The sequence below is a fragment of the Kitasatospora sp. NPDC057904 genome (assembly GCF_042887925.1).
Classification (GTDB): Bacteria; Actinomycetota; Actinomycetes; order Streptomycetales; family Streptomycetaceae; genus Kitasatospora.
In genome coordinates this window covers 254,464-272,408 of record NZ_JBHVOL010000008.1, presented here as the reverse complement: position 1 = coordinate 272,408, position 17,945 = coordinate 254,464, and the positions used below count along the sequence as shown (strand labels likewise).

The window sequence follows — 17,945 nt, the reverse complement described above, 5'->3', positions numbered from 1 at the left end:
CCGCACCGGCTTCCGCATGATCCTCACCGCGCGCGGCATCGACGTGGTCGCCGAGGCCGCCGACGGCGCCGGGGCGGTGGCCGCCGCCGTCGCGCACCGGCCGGACGTCGCGCTCCTCGACATCCGGATGCCCGGCACGGACGGCTTGGAGGCGGCCCGCCGGATCCTCGCGCTGGTGCCCGGCTGCCGGGTCGTCATGCTGACCACCTTCGACCTCGACCACTACGTGTACGCGGCCCTGGCCGCCGGGGCGAGCGGCTTCCTCCTCAAGGACGTCACCTCCGCCCACCTCGCCGCCGCCGTCCGCCTCGTGGCCACCGGCGACGCCCTCCTCGCGCCCTCCATCACCCGCCGCCTCGTCGAGCGCTTCGCCTCCGGCACGGCCCCCGCCGACGCGGGCGCCGCCACCGTGCACCGGGACCTCGCACCGCTCACGCCCCGCGAGGTGGAGGTGCTCACCCTGATGGGCCGCGGACTGTCCAACGGCGAGCTGGCGCGCGAACTGACGCTCAGCGAATCGACGGTGAAGACGCACGTGGCCCGGATCTTCGCCAAACTCGACCTGCGCGACCGGGCCCAGGCCGTGGTCCTCGCGTACGAGACCGGCCTGGTCACCCCAAGGGGGCGGTGAGCGGGCCGGGTTGCGAACCGTCGCGCTCAACTCCCGTGATTCGCACGAAAATCATCTATCTAACTCGTTCGAGGTAACTGGCCTCCTCCACCACATTTTTGCCAGCCCATGGGGGAACATCTGCATGTCCGCGCCCGGACGGGTCATCCCCCTCCGGGCGGCATCACCCTCAGCCTTTGGATCGGCCCGTGACTACCTCCGCCCCCGTGTGGGACTGCCCCTTCAACCACACCGAAGGCCTGGAGTTCGACCCCCTCCTCAAGCGGCTGCTCACCGAGGCCCCGGTCGCCCGGATCCGGCTGCCGCACGGCGAGGGCGAGGCCTGGCTGGCCACCCGCTACGAGGACGTCCGGACCGTCACCACCGACCGCCGCTTCAGCCGCGCCGCCGGCATCGGGCGGGACCTCCCCCGCATGACGCCCGCCCCGATCGCCCAGGCCGAGGCGATCAACCTGATGGACCCGCCCGCCCACAACCGGCTGCGCCGCCTCGTCGCCCAGGGCTTCACCAACCGCCAGGTCGAGCGGATGCGGGCACACACCCAGCGGATCGTCGACGGGTACCTCGACGAGATGGCCGAACACGGCGCCCCCGCCGACCTCGTGCACTTCCTCTCCTCCCGGCTCCCGCTCACCACCATCTGCGAGATGCTCGACATCCCCGAGCAGGACCGCGCCGAACTGCGCGGCCACGCCGTCGCGATGATGGCCATGAGCCCGGACGGCCGCGAGGGCCAGGAGCGCGCCAAGGCCGCGCTGCGCGCCTACTTCACCGAGCTGACCGCCGCCCGCCGCCGCGCCCCCGGCGAGGACCTGATCAGTGCCCTCGCCATCGCCCGCGACGGCGACGAACTGCTGGACGACGACGAGCTCGCCGTCATGGCGATGGTGCTCCTGGTCACCGGCCACGACACCAGCACCTACCAGCTCAGCAACATCACCTACACCCTGCTCACCCACCCCGAGCAGCTCGCCAAGCTCCGCGCCCAGCCCGACCTCCTGCCCCGCGCCCTGGAGGAGCTGCTGCGCTTCATCCCGTTCCGCCAGGGCGTCGGCATCGCCCGGGTCGCCACCGAGGACGTCGAACTGGGCGGGGTGCTCGTCCGGGCCGGCGAGCCGGTGCACGTCTCCTACCTGGCCGCCAACCGCGACCCGGCGTTCTACGAGCGGCCCGACGAGCTCGACCTCGACCGCGGCGCGCCCACCCACATGACCTTCGGGTACGGCCAGCACCACTGCCTCGGCGCCCACCTGGCCCGGATGGAGCTCCAGGTCGCCATCGGCACGCTGCTGCGGCGGTTCCCCGGGCTGCGCCTGGCCGTGCCGCCGGCCGAGCTCGACTGGCGGACGGGCTCCATCTGGCGCTACCCGCGGGTCCTGCCGCTCGCCTGGTGACCCGCCGCGCCACCGCGCGCGCCCGTCCGTCCACCGCCACCACCACCGGGCACCGGCCGCCCCGCGCGCCGGGCCCGGCCGCCCGTCGGCCCACCCACGGGCCACCCAGGGGAGACCGCGTACCCATGGCAACACTCTGCCGCCCCGCCATCGCCGTGCCCGAGCACGTCATCACCCTCGACGAGACCCTCGACCTGGCCCGCGCGATGCACGCCGGCCACCCCCAACTCGGCCTCGCGCTACGGCTGATCGAGAACACCGGCGTGCGGACCCGGCACCTGGTCCAGCCCATCGAGCAGACCCTGCGCCACCCCGGCTTCACCGCCCGCAACGCCGTCTACGAGCGGGAGGCCAAGCGCCGCGTCCCCGAGGTGGTCGAAGCGGCCCTGCGCAACGCCCAGTTGGGCGCCCAGGACATCGACCTCCTGATCTACGTGTCGTGCACCGGCTTCATGATGCCGTCGATGACCGCCTGGCTCATCAACACGATGGGCCTGCGCCCGGACACCCGCCAGATGCCGATCGCCCAGCTCGGCTGCGCGGCCGGCGGCGCCGCCGTCAACCGCGCGCACGACTTCTGCCGCGCCTACCCGGGCGCCAACGTGCTCATCGTCGCCTGCGAGTTCTGCTCGCTGTGCTACCAGCCGACCGACCTCGGCGTCGGCTCGCTGCTCTCCAACGGCCTCTTCGGGGACGCCGTCGCCGCCGTGGTGATGCGCGGGCACGGCGGCACCGGGGTGTCGGTCGAGCGCAACGGCTCGCACCTCGTCCCGGACACCGAGAACTGGATCTCCTACGGGGTCAGGGACACCGGCTTCCACTTCCAGCTCGACCGGCGCGTGCCCGGCACGATGGAGATGCTCGCACCCGCCCTGCGCGGCCTGGCCGGCGAGCACGGCTGGGACGTGTCGGGGCTCGGCTTCTACATCGTCCACGCCGGGGGCCCGCGCATCCTCGACGACCTGTGCCACTTCCTCAACCTCGAACCGGCGATGTTCCGTTACAGCCGGGCCACGCTGACCGAGCGCGGCAACATCGCGAGCGCCGTCGTCTTCGACGCCCTCGCCCGGCTGTTCGCCGACGGCGGCGCGGCCGACGGCACCCACGGGCTGATCGCCGGCTTCGGCCCCGGCATCACCGCCGAGATCTCGCTGGGGAGTTGGGTGTCCGCGCCGCGCGGCGTCGCGCAGCCCCGGCGGCCGCGCGCCATCGCCACCGCCGACCTCTCTCGCGTCCACCCCGGTGTCCCCCGCCGTTTCCCGGCCGGCACTACGATCACCGAATGACCGATACCACGGACCGCACCGACGCCGCCCCCTCCGCCAGAGCCGCCGAACTCGCCGCGCTCTTCCCCGCGTTGCACGCGCCGCAGCACTGGGCCTGGGGGAGGTACGACGCGCAGTTCTCGACCGAGCTGCCGCCGGACGGCCTGGTGACCAACATCCACCTGGTGGGCTTCGCGGACGGCGGCGTGGTGCTCTGCCGGGACGACCGGGACCACTGGTTCCTGCCCGGCGGCACGCGCGAACAGGACGAGACCGTCGCCGACTGCCTGCGGCGCGAGCTCAGGGAGGAGGCGGGCGCCCGGCTGCTCGGCGAGCCCGCCTGGCTCGGCGCGCACCGCTGCCACACGGACGACCCGACGCCCTACCGGCCCTGGCAGCCGCACCCGGAGAAGGCGTGGCTGTGGGGCTGGGCGGAGGTCGCGCTGGACTCCGCGCCGACCAACCCCTCGGACGGCGAGCAGGTCGTCGAGGTCCGCGCACTGCCGGCGGCCGAGGCGCAGCGGCTCCTGGTGGACTCGCACGAGGCCTGGTGGGGCGAGCTGATCGGGCTCGCGGTGGAGCTGCGGCGGCGGGCGGAGCTCGGCTGAGACCGCGTCCCGCAGCGGTATTCCCACCCCGGGCGAAGATCACCGGAACGGCCCAGCAGCAGTGCGCACCGTCCGTTTTGCGATGATATGACTCGGCCATGGACACCTCTTCGTTGGCCGCCTCGCTGGCCGTGGACTACCCGGTGCTCAACATCTTCTGGACGATGCTGGAGCTGTTCCTCTGGGTGCTCTGGTTCTTCCTGCTGTTCAAGATCATCACGGACATCTTCCGCAGCCACGACCTGAGCGGCTGGGGCAAGGCCGGCTGGCTGGTCCTGGTGATCATCCTGCCGCTGATCGGCGTGCTCGCCTACCTGATCGCGCGCGGCGAGGGCATGGGGAAACGGGACGTCGCCCAGGCACAGCAGGCCGAGGCAGCCGTCCAGGCGTACATCCGGGACGCGGCCGGGACCTCCGGGGCCACGGCGGACGGCGCCGGGCGCAGCCACGTCGACGACCTGGCGACGCTGGCGGACCTGAAGGACAAGGGCCTCATCTCCGCCGAGGAGTACCAGCGGGCCAAGGACAAGCTCCTGGTGTGAGTGGTGTGAGCGTGTGACCGGTGTGAGCGGAAATGGCGGAACGGCCGGGGCCGGCGGGCGATGTGCCCGCCGGCCCCGGCCGTTCCGTGTTCTGCGTACTGCGTGCTGCGTGCTGCGTTCCGGGCCCTGGGGGCCGGGTGCCGGGTGCCGGTCAGCGCCGCCCGGAGCGGCGGTCGTCGCGCCCGCCCTGACCGCCCGAGCCGCCGGTCAGGCCCGCCCGGCGCAGCGCGTCCGCCATGGCGCTGTTCGCCGGCGGGGTGCTGCCGCCGGAGCCGCCCTGGCCGCGCCGGTCCTGACCGCGGCGGTCGTCGCGGCGCTCGTCCCCGCGGCGGTCCTGGCGCGGCGGGCGGGCCTGCCGGTCGCCGCCGCCTCGGCCGCGCTCGCCACCCCGATCCCCGCCCCGATCCCCGCCGCGGCCGGGCTCGTCGTCCAGCCGCAGCGTCAGTCCGATCCGCTTGCGCGGGACGTCCACCGAAGTGACCCGGACCTTCACGATGTCGCCCGGCTTGACCACCTCGCGCGGGTCCTTCACGAAGTTCCTCGACAGCGCGGAGACGTGCACCAGGCCGTCCTGGTGGACGCCCACGTCCACGAAGGCGCCGAACGCGGCGACGTTGGTGACCACGCCCTCCAGCACCATGCCGACCTCCAGGTCGCCGATCTTGTCGACGCCCTCCTTGAAGACGGCGGTGCGGAACGCCGGGCGCGGGTCGCGGCCCGGCTTGTCCAGCTCGCCGAGGATGTCGGTGACGGTCGGGATGCCGAAGGTGTCGTCGGCGAAGTCCGCCGGGCGCAGCGCGCGCAGCCGCTCGCCGTTGCCGATCAGCTCGCGCAGCTCGCCGCCGGTCGCGGCGAGGATGCGGCGCACCACCGGGTAGGCCTCGGGGTGCACGCTGGAGGCGTCCAGCGGGTCGTCGCCGCCGGGGATGCGCAGGAAGCCCGCGCACTGCTCGAACGCCTTCGGGCCGAGCCGGGCGACGTCCTTGAGCTGCCTGCGGGTGCGGAACGGCCCGTTGGCGTCGCGGTGGGCCACGATGTTGTCGGCGAGCGTGCCGGTGATGCCGGAGACGCGGGTCAGCAGCGGCGCGGAGGCGGTGTTGACGTCCACGCCGACGGCGTTCACGCAGTCCTCGACGACGGCGTCCAGCGAGCGCGAGAGCTTCACTTCGCTCAGGTCGTGCTGGTACTGGCCGACGCCGATCGACTTGGGGTCGATCTTCACGAGTTCGGCGAGCGGGTCCTGGAGGCGGCGGGCGATGGAGACCGCGCCGCGGATGGACACGTCCAGCTCGGGCAGCTCCTGCGAGGCGAACGCGGAGGCCGAGTACACCGAGGCGCCGGCCTCGCTCACCATCGCCTTGGTGAGCCCCAGTTCGGGGTGGCGCCCCAGCAGGTCCTCGGCGAGCTTGTCGGTCTCGCGGGAGGCGGTGCCGTTGCCGATCGCGATCAGGTCCACGCCGTGCTTCTTCGCCAGCGCCGCCAGGGTGGCCAGCGAGGCGTCCCACTTGTTGGCGGGCTGGTGCGGGTAGATCGTGTCGTGCGCCACGACCTTGCCGGTGGCGTCCACCACGGCGACCTTCACGCCGGTGCGGAAGCCCGGGTCCAGGCCCATGGTGGCGCGGGTGCCGGCCGGGGCGGCGAGCAGGAGGTCGCGGAGGTTCGCCGCGAACACCCGCACCGCCTCCTCCTCGGCCTCGGCGCGCAGCCGGGACCGCAGGTCGATGCCGAGCCGCACCAGGACGCGGGTGCGCCAGGCCCAGCGGACGGTGTCGCCGAGCCACCTGTCGGCCGGGCGGCCGTGGTCGGCGATGCCGAAGCGGGCGGCGATGCGCTGCTCGTAGTCGGCCGCGCCGGGCAGGTCGCCCCTGGTGTCGCCGGTCTCGTCGCCGTCCAGCGGGGACAGTTCGAGGTCGAGCACCTCCTCCTTCTCGCCGCGCAGCATCGCGAGGATGCGGTGCGAGGGGAGCCTGGTGTAGGGCTCGGCGAAGTCGAAGTAGTCGGCGAACTTGGCGCCGTCCTGCTCCTTGCCGTCCCGCACCCGGGCGACCAGCCGGCCGCGGGTCCACATCCGCTCGCGCAGCGAGCCGACCAGGTCGGCGTCCTCGCCGAAGCGCTCGACCAGGATCGCGCGGGCGCCCTCCAGGGCCGCGCTCCCGTCCGCCACGGCCTCGTTGAGGTAGCCGGCGGCCAGCGCGGCCGGGTCCTGGGAGGGGTCGGCGAGCAGGGTGTCGGCGAGCGGCTCCAGGCCGGCCTCGCGGGCGATCTGCGCCTTGGTGCGCCGCTTCGGCTTGAACGGCAGGTAGATGTCCTCCAGGCGGGCCTTGGAGTCGGCCGCGAGGACCTGCGCGCGCAGCGCGTCGTCCAGCTTGCCCTGGGCCTCGATCGACTCCAGGACGGCGGTGCGGCGCTCCTCCAGTTCGCGCAGGTAGCGCAGCCGCTCCTCCAGCGTGCGCAGCTGCGCGTCGTCGAGGGAGCCGGTGGCCTCCTTGCGGTATCGGGCGACGAACGGGACGGTCGCGCCGCCGTCGAGCAGGTCGACGGCGGCCGTCACCTGCCCGTCGCGCACGCCCAGTTCCTCGGCGATCTTCCGCTCGATCGCCCGCTGGGCCCGCCGGGACTGCTCATCGACTGGCGTGGTCACGAAGCCGGTCACCTTCTCCTTCAGTGCGTTCGCCGTACGCCCTGCATTCTGGCAGGTGCCGCGGACGGCTCCCGGCCGCACCCGGGGCGGCCGGGCGTGGCGGGTGCGCCGCCCGGCTCCAACCGGGCTTGAGCGGTGCTCCGTTGCGCGCCCCTACGGTGGCGGGCATGGACACCTCCCCTTCGCTGGAGGCGGGGCGTGCCGCGCGGCTCGACCGGCTCGCCTCCGCCAAGTACCTGCTGTTCACGACCTTCCGGCGGGACGGCACCGGCGTGCCGACGCCGGTGTGGGTCGCCCGGGACGGCGACGCGCTCGTCTTCACCACCGTCACCCGCACCGGCAAGGTCAAGCGGCTGCGCCGGCGCACCGACGTCCTGGTCGGGCCGTGCGACATCCGCGGCACCCTGCTCGGCGAGCAGGTCCCGGCCACCGCCGTGCTCGACGCCGCCCGGGCGCCCGCGTACCGGAAGCTGCTGCGCCGCAAGTACGGCCCGCTGTGCGCGGTCGCGCTGGCGGCCAACGTGGTCCGGTTCGGCCGGGGCGGCACGGTCGGGGTGCGGGTGACGCTCGGCTGAGGCCGGCCGGCGCACGTCAGCCGTCGAGGTGGAGCTCCCGGCTCGGCCGGCCGTCGGCGGCGAGGTCGATCGTGACGGTCCCGGTGTCGGTGTCGACCTGGATCCGGTCCGGGCCCGACCAGCGGACGGCGCGGTCGTACGGGTCGTGGGGGCCCTGGGCGAGGACCAGCCACCGGCGGGTGGTCAGCCCGGTCCCCTCGTCGACGTAGTACGCCGTGGTGGAGTCGAGCGCCCAGCCCGTCTCCTCCTGCACGATCTTCCGGTCGGTGCGGCCCGGCGCCTCCTGGGTGCCCTTCACGACCGTGGAGGTCGCGAGGAAGAGCCAGAGCATCATCGTCCCGGCCGCCAGCAGTGTGACGGCGGTGGTGAGCAGGATCCGGAGCCACATCCACCAAGGAACGTTGAGCACCGCGACGAACAGGGCCGGGATCGCCAGGGTCCAGAGCAGCAACGGCCGGTCGAACCACTGCTGCAGCACGAGGTAGCCGCCCGAGCGGCTGTTGTAGTGCCCGGTCACGCCCAGGAGCAGCAGGACGGCCAGGACGGCGAACGCGGCCCGGAACGCCCAGCGCTCGAAAGCCGTCCACTCGATGCTGCGTCTGCCCGTAGGCCGGGCGGGCCGGCCGTCCGCCTGCCCCCGTGTGGTGATCATCGCGCCAGCGTAGTGATCTGATGATCCGAATTTGTCACAGCAGTTCGATGATCCGGCTGCTGGCCGCACGGGCCGCGCTGTACGCTGCCGGGCATGTGCGCTGCCGTCAGGATGCACCCCGACGAACCGGACATCACCACAGCCCTGGTGCGGCGGCTGCTCTCCGCCCAGTTCCCGCAGTGGGCCGGCCTGCCCATCCGCCCGGTCGTCTCCGCCGGGACGGACAACGCGATGTTCCGGCTCGGCCCGGACCTCGCCGTCCGCCTCCCCCGGGTCGGCTGGGCCGCGGACGGCGTCGGCCGCGAACAGTACTGGCTGCCGCGGCTCGCCCCGCACCTGCCGCAGCCGATCCCCGCGCCGGTAGCCCTCGGCCGGCCCGCCGCCGGCTACCCGTGGGAGTGGTCGGTGGTCCGCTGGCTCGACGGCGTGAACCCGGCCGTCGGCGCCCTCGCCGCACCGCTCCGACTCGCCCGCGACCTGGCCGCGTTCATCACCGGCCTGAGATCCGCCGACCCGGCCGGCGGACCGCCCGCGGCCCGCGGGGTCCCGCTCGCCGCCCGTGACGGCGCGACCCGCGCGGCGCTCGCCCGGCTCACCGGCACGATCGACACCGCGAGCGCGACGGCCCTGTGGGACAAGGCCCTGCGCCTGCCCGACCACACCGGCCCGGCCACCTGGATGCACGGCGACCTCTCCCCCGGCAACCTCCTGCTCGCCCCCACCGGAGGGCTCGGCGCGGTCATCGACTTCGGCCTGATGGGCGTCGGCGACCCCACCGTCGACGTCATCGCCGCGTGGACCGTCCTGCCCGCCCAGGCCCGCGGCACCTTCCGCACCGCCCTCGGCGCCGACGACGCCATGTGGGCCCGCGCCCGCGCCTGGGCCCTGTCCATCGCCCTCATCGCGATCCCGTACTACCGGCACACCAACCCCACCCTGACCGCCGCCGCCCGCCACGTCGTTCGCGAGGTCCTCGCCGACCGCACCGCCTGATCCGGCCCCTCCACGCGGTAGCGGTTCTGTCGCTCCTACTGCCCGCACAGGACGCCGTTGCTATGGCGTGCTGCCGCCAACCCGCTTTACGGAAAGCGGAGTTGGCGCCTGCCTGCCGCAGGGGGGAGCGCACCGTGGCGCTGTTCAAGGACGTCATCCAGGTCAGAGTCAGCAAGCGCGTGCCGTGGGTGGACGCGGACGCCTACCCCCTGCACAACATCGCCGGCGCCCGGCGGATCGAGACCCGGCGCCAGTGGCGGAAGTCGAGTCCGTGCGCCGGATCCTGGAGTCCCAGAGCTCCTGACACTCCAGACCGGGTCAGAAACCTTCCCCGGTCAAGCTTGGCTGCTAGCCTGGTTGGCATGAGCGAGCGATGCGAGCGAACAGTCAAGAGGTGCGTGTTTCGCGAAGCGACCGCCGAGCGCAGCGAGGTGGGCGCATGAGTGGACTGCGGGAGCTGAAGAAGGAACGGACGCGGCGGGCGATCTCGGAGGCGGCGATCGCACTGTTCCTGGAGCACGGGTTCGACCGGGTGTCGGTGGCCGACGTAGCCGCGGCGGCCGAGGTGTCGAAGCCGACGCTGTTCAGCTACTTCCCGTCCAAGGAGGACCTGGTCGTCCACCGCTTCGCCGACCACCAGGACCAGGCCGCCGACGTGGTCCGCGGCCGGGCTCCGGGCGAGACGGCGATCGGTGCGCTGCACCGGGACTTCGTGGCCGGACTGGACCGGCGCGACCCGATCACCGGGCTCAACGACCACCCCGCCGTGCTGGCGTTCAACCGGCTCGTCCGCTCGACCCCGGGCCTGGTGGCCCGCGGCGCCCAGTACCTCGCGCGGGCCGAGGAGTCCCTGGCCGAGGCCCTGCGCGAGGACTCGGACGCCACCCCGCCCCGCGTGCTCTCGGCGCGGCTCCTGGCCGCCCAGCTCACCGCGACCCGGCGCGTCCTCGCCGAGCACAACCACCACCGCATCGCCGAGGACGGCCAGAGCGCCGACGAGCTCCACTTCGAGGCCGTCGGCGACGCCGACCGCGCCTTCGAACTCCTGGAGCACGGCTGGGCCCGGGCTGCCGGCCCCGGGCGCCCGACCCGCTAACCGCCCGCCCGCATGGCCTCCGGCAGCGGGCGGGCGTGCAGCACGTCGAGGCGGGAGACGGCCCGGGTGAGCGCCACGTAGAGGCGGTGCAGGCCACGCGGTTCGGCGTCGACGATCGCGGCGGGCTCCAGGACGATCACGTGGTCGTACTCGAGTCCCTTGGCCAGCGAGGCGGGCAGTACAGTGAGCCGGGCCGCCCCGCCGACCCCGTCCGCGGTCGCCGCCGGCAGCCCGGCCGCCGCCAGCGCCTCCGCCGTCCGTGCCACTGCGGCATCCGCCGCGATCACGGCCACCGAGCCCTCGCGACCGAGCGCCTCGCGGACGATGTCGGCCACTTCCTCTTCCACGTCCCCCACGTGACGGACCGTCACTTCTCCACCCGCCCGCAGCGAAACCGCCGGCGGCACGTCCACGCCGAGCGCACCCAGCACCCGGTTGGCGAGCTCCATCACCGCCGCCGGGACGCGGAATCCCGTCGTCAGCGGCACCACCGCCGCCCGCGGCTTGCCGAGGTGGGCCAGCTGCTCGGGCCAACTCCGCGCCGCCCCGGGCGTGGTGGACTGCGCGAGGTCGCCGAGCACGGTGAGCGAGCCGAAGCCGCTGCGCCGGGCGATCGCCCTGCACTGCATGGGCGAGAGGTCCTGCGCCTCGTCGACGACGACGTGCCCGAACCCGTCCGGCCGCTCGATCAGGCCCGCGACCTCGTCCAGCAGGAACAGGTCCTGCGCCGACCAGGCCGCGCTCCGCTCCGAACGCGGCGGGCGCCGCCACCGGATCGCCGCCTGCCCGCCCGCGTCCAGCAGGCCGGCCGCGGCCGCCGCCAACACCACGGGATCGCCGAGCAGTTCGGCCACCACGAGCTCCGGGCGGACGGCCGGCCACGCCGCGTCCAGGAACTCCTTCACCGGACGGCAGCGCCCGATCCGCGCCTCCCACGTCCCGCTGCGGACGCCCGTGCGCCGCTCGGCCCGGTCCCGCAGCGCCGCCACCACCCGGGTGCGCAGGTGCTCACGCCCGATCGCGTACGGCACGCCCTGCCCGCGCACCTCCGCGACCATCGATTCCAGCGCCTCCCCCGGGATCCGCCAGCGGTACGAGCCCTCCGTGACGACCACCGGCTCGGCGCCCGCCGCCCGGACCCTGGCGTACAGGGCGCGCTCCAGGACGGCGGCCATCCGGGCGTCCTGCTTGACGGCCGCGGCGCGCGTGTCGTCCTCGCCGCGCACCGGGTGGGTGGCGACCAGATCCTCCGCGGTGCACTGGGCGACGTCGATCTCGCCGAGCGCGGGCAGGACTTCGGCGATGTAGCGCAGGAACGCCCGGTTGGGCCCGATCACCAGCAGGCCCGAGCGCCGGATGCGCTGCGGGTGGGTGTAGAGCAGGTACGCGGCGCGGTGCAGGCCGACGGCGGTCTTGCCGCTGCCGGGCGCACCCTGCACGCACACCGACTCGGCCAGCCCGCCGCGCACCAGTGCGTCCTGCTCGGGCTGGATGGTTGCGACGATGTCCCGCATCGGCCCGGTCCGGGGGCGCTCGATCTCCGCGGCCAGGATGCCGCCGGGGGCATCGGCGGGCGGCCCGCCGAGCCGCTCGTCCTCCAGGCCGGTCAGGTCCTCCGGCGCCCCGGGGCTCGTCGGCGCCCAGCCGAACCGGCGACGCCCGGCCAGGCCGAGCGGGTCGTGCGGGCCGGCCTGGTAGAAGACCCGGGAGACCGGGGCCCGCCAGTCGACCACCAGCGGCGGCGCGGTCGGGTCCTCGGAGATCCGGCGGCGGCCCACGTAGTAGCGCTGCCGCCGGTGCTCACCGGCCTCGGGGACGTCGCCGAAGTCCAGCCGGCCGAAGAACGCCGGGCTGTCCGGCAGGTCCGCCATCCGCCGGGCCCGGGTGCGCAGGTAGCGGCCGAGCGCTTCGGCGCTCGCGCCGTCGCCGGACACGTCCTCGCCCGCGATCACCTGGTACCCGGCGTCGTCCACCTGCCGCGCGAGCGCCTCCCGGCACCGGGCGACGTGGGCCCGCTCCCGCGCCAGCTCTCCGTCGATTCCCGCCACCATGCCGCGACCTCCCGACCGTCGTTCCCGCACACTGGACCACCAGCATAACTGAACTCGGTAAAGAATCTACTCGGGTAAGAATCATGCCCCGGTTGCACCATGGGGGAATCGCGTGTCAGTGGCATGCGACAAGGTGGGTCGCATGCGGAACGAGAACGCGCACGACGAACTGTCGGTCATGACCTGGGACCGGTTCTGGGAGCTGGTCGGCACGCTGGGCGGGCCGGCCGTCCTGGAGAGGTGCGACCACCTGGAGGAGGCGTGCGAGGGCCTTGCGCAGCGGCTCGCGCTCGGGCCGGTCGAGGAGATCACCAGCTTCGGGGAGCGGCTGGCCGAGGCGCTGTACCGCTTGGACCGCGCGGAGTTCGGACGGCTGCCGGTCCAGGACGCCGAGGCGCCGCACGACTGGCAGACCGACGACCACTTCCTCTACACCCGCGCCGCCGTGGTGACGGCCGGGCGAGAGGTCTACGAAGGAGTCTTCGGCCACCCCGAGCGATTCGCGCCGTACACCGCGCTCCAGGCGGAGGAGCTGCTGTACGTCCACGAGGAGGCGTACGAGGCGGCCACCGGCGAGGAGTGGGACTTCCCGACCCGCTACGACTACGAGTCGTGCTCCAACGCCGAGGGCTGGCCGGACCTCCGAAGCTAGCGCCGACGCGGGCGGCCGCCACCGGCCCGGCCGCCGCTGCGCGGCTTGCGCGGGGCGCCCTGCCGGGCGGCCTCCGCCGGGGCCGTGTCGGGCCAGTGGGCCGGGCGGGTCAGGCCGGCGGGGAGGCGGGTGGTCGCGTCGCCGCGGGCGGCGTTGAGCTGGGCCTGGGTGAGGAAGAGGGCCTCGGTGAGGTCGGCGCCCGCCAGGTTGGCGTCGCGCAGGTCGGCGCCGATCAGGTCGGCGAGCCGCAGGTCGGCCCCGCCCAGGTCGGCGGCGACCAGCAGCGCCCCGCGGAGGTTCGCGCCGCGCAGGTCGGCGCCGCGCAGCCGGGCGCCGAAGAGGTCGGCACCGCGGTGCTCGCGGCGGCGCGGGACGGCAGCGCGGACGTGCTCGCTCGCCCGCAGCAGCAGTTCGCTGACGCGCTGCCGGTGCGCGTTCACGTCGACGGCGAGGACCTCCTGCGGAGTGCCGCCGGCGAGCCGGTCGGTGGCCTCCAGGGCCTCCCGCAGCTCGGGATGGACGGCGCGGGCGGCGTCGAAGCCGAGCGCCTCGCCGAGGTACGCCATGAGCTCGTGCAGCTGCCGCACGACCGGGAAGACGTCGAACATCTCCCGCGCGCTCGCCGGCTCCTCCCGCCAGCTGCGCCCGCCGTACGTGACCTGCGAGACGCGCTGGCCGGCGCCGAAGCAGTCGTAGACGGTGCAGCCCTGGAAGCCGGTGTCGCGCAGGCGCGCGTGGATCCCGCAGGTGAAGTCGGTCTGGAGGTTGCGGCACGGGGTGCCGGCGGCCTTGTCGACCGCGAAGTCGGCGCCCGCGGCGAACGGGAGGGCGACGCAGCAGAGCCCGAAGCAGCTGGTGCAGTCGGACCGGAGTTCGACCGGCAGCGATCCGCCGTTGCCGCCCACCTCACTGAGCTCGCTCATGCGCCCACCTCGCTGCGCTCGGCAGCCGCTTCGCGCAACACGCACCTCTCAATGGTTCGCTCGCTGCGCTCGCTCACGTGTCGTCGTCCTTCCGGCCTGGGCGCACCGAATCGTTCCGGTGCGTCGAACCCGCCAAGCCTACTGCGCCCCTGGCCTCACCCCTCCCCCAGATGTAAGGTATGCAGCACATATTCACCTATTACCAACGGGGGTAAGCCGATGCGGAACCAGGACCCGGACACCACGGAACTCGTCCGCCGCTGGATCTCCGGCTGGGTCGTCTCCCGGGGCGCCGCCGAACCCGCCCCCGCGCCGTGGGGCTGGAGCATCGATGTCGGGGCCCCGACCGGCGAGGTCGCGCGGCGCGTGCTGCCGCACCCCGCCGAGGACGACGTCCGCGAGATCGCCGGGGCGACGACGGCCCCGGGCACCTGGCTCAAGCTGTTCGCGGAGGACGACACCGTCCGCCCCTGGCTGGGGCCCGAGTGGCGGCTGGACGTGCCGGGCTTCCTGATGAGCCTGCCGCTCGGCGGCGCGGGGCGCCCCGCGCCGCCGGCCGGCTACACCGTCACCACGTGGATCCGCGGCGGCGTCGTCCGCACGCTGGTCCGCACCTCGACCGGCCACCTCGCCGCCCGGGGGCAGGCGGGCCTGGCGGGCCCGGTCGCCGTGCCGGACCAGATCGTCACGTCCCCCGACCACCGCCGCCGGGGCCTCGGCAGCATCGTGATGGGCACGCTCCAGCACGCCGCCCGCGAGGCCGGTGCCGAACAGGCCGTCCTGGTCGGCACCACCGACGGCCGCGCGCTGTACTCGGCGCTCGGCTGGACGGTCCACTCCCCGATGGCGAGCCTCGTCCTGGAGCCGGAGGCACGGGAGCGCGGCGCTCAGCGGTAGGCCGGCAGTAGGGCAGCGGTCAGCGGTCAGCGGTAGGGCAGCAGCTCCGGCCGCTTCGGCGGGCGGCCGTCGCCGGAGGAGCGGCCGGTGAGGCGGCGGCCGATCCACGGGCCGAGGTGGGAGCCGATCCAGCGGGCGTCGGCGCCGAGCTTCTCGGCACGGCCGCGCGGGGCGGCGGGCGGCAGCGGGGCGCGCCAGTCGAAGCCGGCGGGGCGGCCGAGCGCCTCCAGGACGGCGGCGGCCACCCGGCGGTGCCCCTCGGGCGAGAGGTGCAGGCGGTCCTCGGCCCAGAGCCGGCGGTCGTCGAAGCAGGGTGCGGAGAAAAGGTCGACCACGGCGATGCCGTCGTCCTGGCCGAGCTCGTGCACGAAGGCCTTCATCCGCAGGATCGCGGGCAGCAGCCGGGCGCCGCCGGCCATCCTGCGGCTGGGGTCGGTGCTGGTGAACATGACGACGGTGGCGCCGCCGGCCCGCAGCCCGGCGGCGCAGCGGCCGAGCAGCCGCTCGACCTCGGCGATGTCGCAGCCGGGGCGCAGCACGTCGTTGAGGCCGCCGGCGAGGGTGACGAGGTCGGCGCCCATCCCGGCCGCGACGGCGAGCTGTTCGTCGTGGATCTGGCCGATGAGCTTGCCGCGGACGGCGAGGTTGGCGTAGCGGAAGGCGTCGGCGCCGGGCGCTTCGGCCGGTTCGTCCGCGAGCGCGGCGGCGACCCGGTCGGCCCAGCCGCGGTAGTGGCCGTCGGGCATGAGGTCGTCGCACATGCCTTCGGTGAAGGAGTCCCCGACGGCGACGTAACTGCGGTACGTGGTGGGCACGGGCGCTCTCCGCTCTCCTCCGACTGCTCCGTGGTCCGACGATCGTACGCATGGACCGGAGCGGCGCCGTCCGCCACCCCCCGTCAGCCGGCGCCGTCCGCCGCCCCCCGTCAGCCGGTGGCGGCCGCGACCACGTCGACGGCCTCCGGCGCCCCCGTGACCCAGTGCTCCCGCACCGCGTCCGTCGGCCGCTGCTCGCCGAGGGCCGGCAGGCCCCACTCGCCCAACGCCTCGATGACGCGCCGCAGTTCGCGGCCGCGCCCGGTGAGCTCGTAGACCGTGGCGCTGGCGGGCGGTTCGAGCCGGCGGCGCAGCACGAGGTCCTCGCCCTCCAGCTGCTTGAGCCGGGCGGCGAGGATGTCGGTGGAGACGCCGGGCAGGTCGGCGTGCAGGTCGGTGTAGCGGCGCGGGCCGCGGAGGAGTTCACGGACGATCAGGAGACTCCAGCGCTCCCCCACCGCGTCCAGGGCGCGGGCGACGGCGCAGTACTGGTCGTAGCTTCGGCGTGACATGTGGATCAGCATAGCCAAAAGGTTGGACTTTCCAAGTGCTTACTTGGTAGAACAAAGCTGCAGAGCGCGAACGGGGTGTGACCGTAACGGTCGGGAGGCCGCAGTGGAGTTTCGGCAGTCCAGCAAGCTGAATGACGTGTGCTACGAGATCCGCGGTCCGGTGGTCGACCAGGCCAACGCGCTGGAAGAAGCCGGACACAGCGTCCTGCGGCTGAACACCGGCAACCCGGCGCCGTTCGGCTTCGAGGCGCCCGAGGAGATCATCCAGGACATCATCCGCAACCTCCCGAAGGCGCACGGGTACAGCGACTCGCGCGGCATCCTGCCCGCCCGCCGCGCGGTGGTGCAGTACTACCAGCAGCGCGGGGTGCAGGGCGTCGACGTCAACGACGTCTACCTCGGCAACGGCGTCTCCGAGCTGATCCAGATGGCCGTCACGGCGCTCGTCGACGACGGCGACGAGGTGCTCGTCCCGATGCCGGACTACCCGCTGTGGACGGCCGTGGTGCGGCTGGCCGGCGGCAAGGCCGTCCACTACCTGTGCGACGAGGGGGCCGACTGGTACCCGAGCCTGGAGGACATCGCCGCCAAGATCACCGCCCGCACCAAGGCGATCGTGGTCATCAACCCCAACAACCCGACCGGCGCGGTGTACCCGAAGGAGCTCCTGGAGGGCATCCTCGACCTCGCCCGGCGCCACCAGCTGATGGTCCTGGCCGACGAGATCTACGACAAGATCCTCTACGACGACACCGAGCACCACTGCCTGGCCGCGCTCGCCGACGACGTCCTCACCCTGACGTTCAACGGCCTGTCCAAGGCCTACCGGGTGGCCGGCTTCCGCAGCGGCTGGCTGGTCGTCTCCGGGCCCAAGCAGCACGCCACGGACTACCTGGAGGGCCTGACGATGCTCTCCGGCATGCGGCTGTGCCCCAACGTGCCCGCGCAGTTCGCCGTCCAGGCCGCGCTCGGCGGCCACCAGTCCATCAACGACCTCGTGCTGCCCGGCGGCCGGCTCACCGAGCAGCGGGACGTCGCGTTCAAGGCGCTCAACGAGATCCCGGGCGTCAGCTGCGTCAAGCCCAAGGGCGCGCTGTACGCGTTCGCCCGGCTGGACCCGGCGGTGCACAAGATCGTCGACGACGAGCAGTTCGTGCTGGACCTGCTGCTCCGCGAGAAGATCCACGTCGTCCAGGGCACCGGCTTCAACTGGCCCCGCCCGGACCACTTCCGCTTCGTCACCCTCCCCCGGGCCGACGACCTGGAGACGGCGATCAACCGCATCGGGCGCTTCCTGGCGACGTACCGGCAGGTCTGAGCACACACCCCGGCACGTCGGAACGCATACCCTGGCACGTCATGACCGTCCTGCGCTCCGTCGCCCTGTTCGCCCTCGCCGCGCTCGCCGAGATCGGCGGCTGCTGGCTCGTGTGGCAGAGCGTCCGGGAGCAACGGCCGTGGTGGCTGGCCGGCGTGGGCGTCGTGGCGCTCGGCGCGTACGGGTTCGTCGCCGCGCTCCAGCCGGACGGCACCTTCGGCCGCGTCCTGGCCGCGTACGGCGGGGTGTTCGTGGCCGGCTCCCTGCTGTGGGGCGTGGCCGTGGACGGCTTCCGGCCGACCCGCTACGACGTGATCGGCGCTCTGGTCTGCCTCGCCGGGGTCGGCGTGATCATGTACGGGCCCCGGCGCTGACGCACC

General features: G+C 73.9%; 17 protein-coding genes and 1 pseudogene. 12 read left to right on the top strand and 6 right to left on the bottom strand.

The genetic code is table 11. The features are described 5' to 3' along the window. Positions 1 to 16 precede the first annotated feature (16 nt). The 5 genes from ACFVSN_RS22175 (at position 17) to ACFVSN_RS22155 (ending at position 4,440) form a co-directional block, all read left to right on the top strand. Positions 17 to 631 carry a response regulator gene (locus tag ACFVSN_RS22175; RefSeq protein WP_380437572.1) on the top strand — a complete coding sequence of 205 codons (615 nt, stop codon included), beginning with the start codon at positions 17 to 19 and terminating at the stop codon, positions 629 to 631. Between the two features lie 188 nt (positions 632 to 819). Further along, positions 820 to 2,025, top strand: coding sequence for a cytochrome P450 (locus tag ACFVSN_RS22170; RefSeq protein ID WP_387593244.1), 1,206 nt, complete (start codon positions 820 to 822; stop codon positions 2,023 to 2,025). 125 nt (positions 2,026 to 2,150) lie between these two features. After that, a complete protein-coding gene (locus ACFVSN_RS22165) occupies positions 2,151 to 3,311 on the top strand; it encodes a type III polyketide synthase (RefSeq protein ID WP_380437538.1) in 1,161 nt (386 codons plus the stop codon). Next, on the top strand, positions 3,308 to 3,898 hold the full coding sequence (locus tag ACFVSN_RS22160) for an NUDIX domain-containing protein (RefSeq protein WP_387956444.1): 591 nt from the start codon (positions 3,308 to 3,310) through the stop codon (positions 3,896 to 3,898). Before ACFVSN_RS22165 ends, ACFVSN_RS22160 begins: the two co-directional genes overlap by 4 nt. A 98-nt stretch (positions 3,899 to 3,996) precedes the next feature. Beyond that, entirely contained in the window at positions 3,997 to 4,440 is a 444-nt protein-coding gene (locus tag ACFVSN_RS22155; protein ID WP_380437542.1) for an SHOCT domain-containing protein, read from the top strand. Positions 4,441 to 4,591: 151 nt separating this feature from the next. On the opposite strand, the gene ACFVSN_RS22150 is transcribed toward ACFVSN_RS22155, so the two are convergent. Beyond that, positions 4,592 to 7,081: a Tex family protein gene (locus ACFVSN_RS22150; protein ID WP_387956443.1), complete on the bottom strand. Its 2,490-nt coding sequence runs from the start codon at positions 7,079 to 7,081 to the stop codon at positions 4,592 to 4,594. A gap of 167 nt (positions 7,082 to 7,248) precedes the next feature. Here ACFVSN_RS22150 and ACFVSN_RS22145 point away from each other — a divergent pair, with 167 nt between their 5' ends. Continuing rightward, positions 7,249 to 7,656 (top strand): PPOX class F420-dependent oxidoreductase, encoded by a 408-nt coding sequence (locus tag ACFVSN_RS22145; RefSeq protein WP_380443469.1) that lies wholly within the window; start codon positions 7,249 to 7,251, stop codon positions 7,654 to 7,656. Positions 7,657 to 7,672: 16 nt separating this feature from the next. On the opposite strand, the gene ACFVSN_RS22140 is transcribed toward ACFVSN_RS22145, so the two are convergent. Then, positions 7,673 to 8,308 carry a hypothetical protein gene (locus ACFVSN_RS22140; protein ID WP_380443470.1) on the bottom strand — a complete coding sequence of 212 codons (636 nt, stop codon included), beginning with the start codon at positions 8,306 to 8,308 and terminating at the stop codon, positions 7,673 to 7,675. 93 nt (positions 8,309 to 8,401) lie between these two features. Between ACFVSN_RS22140 and ACFVSN_RS22135 the strand changes: the two genes are divergently transcribed. Next, positions 8,402 to 9,301, top strand: coding sequence for an aminoglycoside phosphotransferase family protein (locus ACFVSN_RS22135; protein ID WP_380443472.1), 900 nt, complete (start codon positions 8,402 to 8,404; stop codon positions 9,299 to 9,301). Between the two features lie 439 nt (positions 9,302 to 9,740). Then, on the top strand, positions 9,741 to 10,397 hold the full coding sequence (locus tag ACFVSN_RS22130; RefSeq protein ID WP_380443476.1) for a TetR/AcrR family transcriptional regulator: 657 nt from the start codon (positions 9,741 to 9,743) through the stop codon (positions 10,395 to 10,397). Here ACFVSN_RS22130 and ACFVSN_RS22125 read toward each other — a convergent pair. Further along, complete coding sequence (locus ACFVSN_RS22125) at positions 10,394 to 12,448, bottom strand: HelD family protein (RefSeq protein WP_387956442.1); 2,055 nt, start codon at positions 12,446 to 12,448, stop codon at positions 10,394 to 10,396. The two genes, ACFVSN_RS22130 and ACFVSN_RS22125, sit on opposite strands and share 4 nt — an antisense overlap. A gap of 142 nt (positions 12,449 to 12,590) precedes the next feature. Between ACFVSN_RS22125 and ACFVSN_RS22120 the strand changes: the two genes are divergently transcribed. Continuing rightward, complete coding sequence (locus tag ACFVSN_RS22120) at positions 12,591 to 13,100, top strand: DUF4240 domain-containing protein (RefSeq protein WP_387956441.1); 510 nt, start codon at positions 12,591 to 12,593, stop codon at positions 13,098 to 13,100. On the opposite strand, the gene ACFVSN_RS22115 is transcribed toward ACFVSN_RS22120, so the two are convergent. Beyond that, the gene (locus tag ACFVSN_RS22115; protein ID WP_387956440.1) at positions 13,097 to 14,023 is read right to left on the bottom strand and encodes a pentapeptide repeat-containing protein; all 927 of its coding nucleotides are present in this window, start codon (positions 14,021 to 14,023) and stop codon (positions 13,097 to 13,099) included. The genes ACFVSN_RS22120 and ACFVSN_RS22115 overlap by 4 nt on opposite strands. A gap of 219 nt (positions 14,024 to 14,242) precedes the next feature. Between ACFVSN_RS22115 and ACFVSN_RS22110 the strand changes: the two genes are divergently transcribed. Then, positions 14,243 to 14,920: a GNAT family N-acetyltransferase gene (locus tag ACFVSN_RS22110; RefSeq protein WP_387956439.1), complete on the top strand. Its 678-nt coding sequence runs from the start codon at positions 14,243 to 14,245 to the stop codon at positions 14,918 to 14,920. A 26-nt stretch (positions 14,921 to 14,946) separates the two neighbouring features. Here the strand turns inward: ACFVSN_RS22110 and ACFVSN_RS22105 are convergent, their stop codons facing one another. Together ACFVSN_RS22105 and ACFVSN_RS22100 are read right to left on the bottom strand one after the other, a co-directional pair. Further along, complete coding sequence (locus ACFVSN_RS22105; RefSeq protein WP_380443485.1) at positions 14,947 to 15,735, bottom strand: SGNH/GDSL hydrolase family protein; 789 nt, start codon at positions 15,733 to 15,735, stop codon at positions 14,947 to 14,949. Positions 15,736 to 15,896: 161 nt separating this feature from the next. Further along, positions 15,897 to 16,247: pseudogene (locus ACFVSN_RS22100) on the bottom strand (winged helix-turn-helix transcriptional regulator); the annotation flags it as partial. Between the two features lie 103 nt (positions 16,248 to 16,350). Between ACFVSN_RS22100 and ACFVSN_RS22095 the strand changes: the two are divergent. Further along, positions 16,351 to 17,565 (top strand): pyridoxal phosphate-dependent aminotransferase, encoded by a 1,215-nt coding sequence (locus tag ACFVSN_RS22095; RefSeq protein ID WP_380443487.1) that lies wholly within the window; start codon positions 16,351 to 16,353, stop codon positions 17,563 to 17,565. Between the two features lie 41 nt (positions 17,566 to 17,606). Then, positions 17,607 to 17,939, top strand: a complete 333-nt coding sequence (locus ACFVSN_RS22090) for a YnfA family protein (RefSeq protein ID WP_380498282.1) — start codon at positions 17,607 to 17,609, stop codon at positions 17,937 to 17,939. Positions 17,940 to 17,945: the final 6 nt, after the last annotated feature.